Genomic DNA, 3,066 nt, shown 5'->3' with positions numbered 1-3,066 from the left:
AATTTGATGCGTGCGAATCAAATACTCCAATTGCTTTAAGCGAGTGAAACCACGGAACAAAAAGGTTTCTTCTGACAAATCAGTCAGGCTAAACAAGTCATAAAGTTGTTGTGCGCCACGCACAGCATCCCATTCACACTTGAACCCTGGCAAGAGCGTGTTGATTTTCTCAAACGAAACGCGGTAGCTGCGGTTATCCGCACCGTTATCGCCAAAACTCACTTGGCAATTTGGGAAGACGTCGGCAATAATCTGTGCAATTTCTTTGACGCGGTAGTTATGCGCGGTATCTCCCACATTAAAGATTTGGTTATGCACAATGTCGCGCGGTGCTTCGAGCACGCAGAGAATCGCTTTGCAGATATCCAAAACGTGAACTAATGGACGCCAAGGAGTGCCATCGCTCGTCATTTTGATTTCCTTCGTCGTCCACGCTAGCCCCGCGAGGTTGTTCAACACAATATCAAAGCGCATTCTCGGTGACGCCCCAAACGCTGTAGCATTGCGCATAAACGTCGGCGAGAAGCCATCATCGGCAAGTGCTTGCACGTCGCGCTCCACAAGTGTTTTGCACTCAGCATAAGCCGTTTGCGGATTGACCGGCGATTCTTCGGTGACGTCAACGCCTGTGGCAACGCCGTAGACGCTGCACGAGGACATATATACGAAGCGTCGCACTCCTGCGGCTTTGGCTAGCTTGGCCAGCGCCACTGACCCTTTGTGATTAATGTCATAGGTGATGTTGGGTGCCAGTTGTCCGGTGGGGTCGTTGGACAACTCTGCCATGTGCACGACCGCTTCTACTCCTTGCAAATCCTCCATCGCGATTTGGCGAATGTCTTTATTCAGTGTTTTGGCGGTAGCCGTTGTCCCGTTATACAGCCAACCCGCTTTGTAAAAACCCGTGTCAATTGCCAACACTTCATGCCCGCGCTGTAACAATAGTGGTGCAAACAGCGAGCCAATGTACCCCTCAGTACCAGTCACAAGAATTTTCATAGTTAGACAAATCCTATACTTGAACTAATGTCGATTCGAGATGCGATTGCGCTGGAATCGCATTGGCAATTGCCTTACCAATTTCCAACGACGACGTCGCGGCTGGTGACGGTGCATTACAAACGTGCAGCGCGCGTTGCCCTGGCACAATCAAAAAGTCATCCACCAACTGACCGTCGGCTTGCAGTGCTTGCGCGCGTACCCCTGCGTGAGTGGGCACAACGTCCTTTGCTGTCACCTCTGGGATTAACTGCTGCAAACTCTTAACGAACGCCGCTTTCGACACCGAACGGATCATCTCTTTAATGCCTTCATCGGCGTGTTTGGCGGCCAATTTCCAAAATCCCCGATACGTCAACACTTCGGTGAAATCGCGCAGATTGATATCCGTTTTGCGATACCCTTCGCGCTTGAGGCTAAGTACGGCATTTGGTCCGGCATGAACGCTGCCATCAATCATCCGCGTGAAATGCACGCCCAAAAACGGAAAGTTGGGATTCGGTACTGGATAGATCAAGTGCTTCACCAAATACCGCTTCTCTGGGACAAGTTCGTAGTATTCGCCGCGAAAGGGCACAATTTTGGCTTGCGGATCGCTGTCACCCAGACGGGCAATGCGATCGCTAAATAGTCCAGCACAGTTGATCGTAAAGCGCGTTGCAATTGTACCGTTGTTCGTTGTCAGTACGGTCTGGTCGCTGCGCGTTTCGATGTGGGTGACTTTGGTGCCGAGTTGCAGTTCGCCACCTTGGTTGGTTACCAGTTCCGCGTATTTTTGCGCCACTTGTTGATAGTTGACAATGCCGGTTGTAAAGACGCGTATGCCTGCTAAGCACTGCACGTGCGGTTCGATTTCGCGCACTTGTTCTGGCGTGAGTTTGGCCAGTTTAATGCCGTTTTCTCGCCCGCGTTGATACAGCTTTTCCAGTCGCGGCAGTTCTTCTGGTTGCGTGGCGACGATGACTTTGCCGCAGACTGCGTGTGCAATGTTGTGTTCGCGGCAAAATTCGACCATCGAACGGCTACCGTCGCGGCAGAATTTTGCTTTGAAGCTGCCTGGCTTGTAGTAAACTCCGGAGTGAATCACGCCACTGTTGTTGCCACTTTGGTGTGCCGCGATGCTGGCTTCTTTTTCGATGACTACGATTCGGGCGTTGGGATAGCGCTTGCCAATTGCCAGTGCGCTGGCTAAGCCGACGATTCCCCCACCGATGATTGCAAAGTCGTACATGAATCTATGCGTGTTGTGTTGAATGGTTTGACGTTAGACCGGCGGCGAGTGCTTACCACACTTTCCACGGTGCGTTGCCTTTTTTCCACAAGTCTTCGAGATAGTTCTTGTCGCGCAGCGTGTCCATCGGTTGCCAAAATCCATCGTGTTTGTAGGCCGATAGCTGTTCGAGATGCGCCAGTTTTTCTAGCGGTTCTTGTTCCCACACGGTGCTGTCATCGGCGATGTAGTCGATCACTTCTGGTTCGAGGACGAAATAGCCGCCGTTGATCCACGCCCCGTCGCCGCCTGGTTTTTCTTTGAATGATGTTATGCGTGTTTGTTCTTCGCCTAGACAAATCGCTCCGAATCTGCCTGGTGGTTGTACTGCTGTCAGTGTTGCTTGTGTTTTTTGTTGACGGTGAAACTCGATGAGTTTGGTGATGTTGACGTTGCTCACTCCGTCGCCGTAGGTGAAGCAGAATGTGCTATTGCCGACGTGTTCTTTGACGCGCTTGAGTCTCCCGCCGGTCATGGTTGCTTCCCCGGTATCGACTAAGGTCACCCGCCACGGTTCGGCATACCCGCAGTGCACGTTCATTTGATTGAATCGCATGTCAAATGTCACGTCCGACATGTGTAGAAAGTAGTTGGCAAAATACTCTTTGATTACGTATCCTTTGTATCCGCAGCAAATTATGAAATCGTTGATTCCGTGTGCCGAGTAGATTTTCATGATGTGCCACAAGATTGGCTTGCCCCCGATCTCTACCATCGGCTTCGGTTTGATTGTTGTCTCTTCACTGATCCTTGTCCCCAATCCCCCTGCTAGTATTACCGCTTTCATTGGTTTTCCT

Annotated in this window: 3 protein-coding genes; all 3 read right to left on the bottom strand. The window is 51.0% G+C overall.

Going from position 1 to position 3,066, the window contains the following annotated elements; all coding sequences use genetic code 11:
- The coding region (locus tag B1A85_RS23255; RefSeq protein ID WP_104549091.1) for an NAD(P)-dependent oxidoreductase at window positions 1-999 on the bottom strand (999 nt) is incomplete at its 3' end.
- A gap of 13 nt (window positions 1,000-1,012) precedes the next feature.
- The gene (lhgO, locus tag B1A85_RS23250; RefSeq protein WP_104549090.1) at window positions 1,013-2,230 is read right to left on the bottom strand and encodes an L-2-hydroxyglutarate oxidase; all 1,218 of its coding nucleotides are present in this window, start codon (window positions 2,228-2,230) and stop codon (window positions 1,013-1,015) included.
- A 52-nt stretch (window positions 2,231-2,282) separates the two neighbouring features.
- Window positions 2,283-3,056 (bottom strand): glucose-1-phosphate cytidylyltransferase, encoded by a 774-nt coding sequence (gene rfbF / locus B1A85_RS23245; protein WP_104549092.1) that lies wholly within the window; start codon window positions 3,054-3,056, stop codon window positions 2,283-2,285.
- Between the last annotated feature and the right edge of the window lie 10 nt (window positions 3,057-3,066).

The sequence above is a fragment of the Chroococcidiopsis sp. TS-821 genome (genome assembly GCF_002939305.1).
Lineage (GTDB): Bacteria > Cyanobacteriota > Cyanobacteriia > Cyanobacteriales > Chroococcidiopsidaceae > Chroogloeocystis.
Note: the sequence above shows the minus strand (reverse complement) of the source record. Positions and strands in the feature narration are given on the sequence as shown.

Bases quoted from the DNA above. Each gene is read 5' to 3' on its own strand.
- lhgO (WP_104549090.1), bottom strand. From the start codon at position 2,230: ATGTACGACTTTGCAATCATCGGTGGGGGAATCGTCGGCTTAGCCAGC.
- rfbF (WP_104549092.1), bottom strand. From the start codon at position 3,056: ATGAAAGCGGTAATACTAGCAGGGGGATTGGGGACAAGGATCAGTGAA.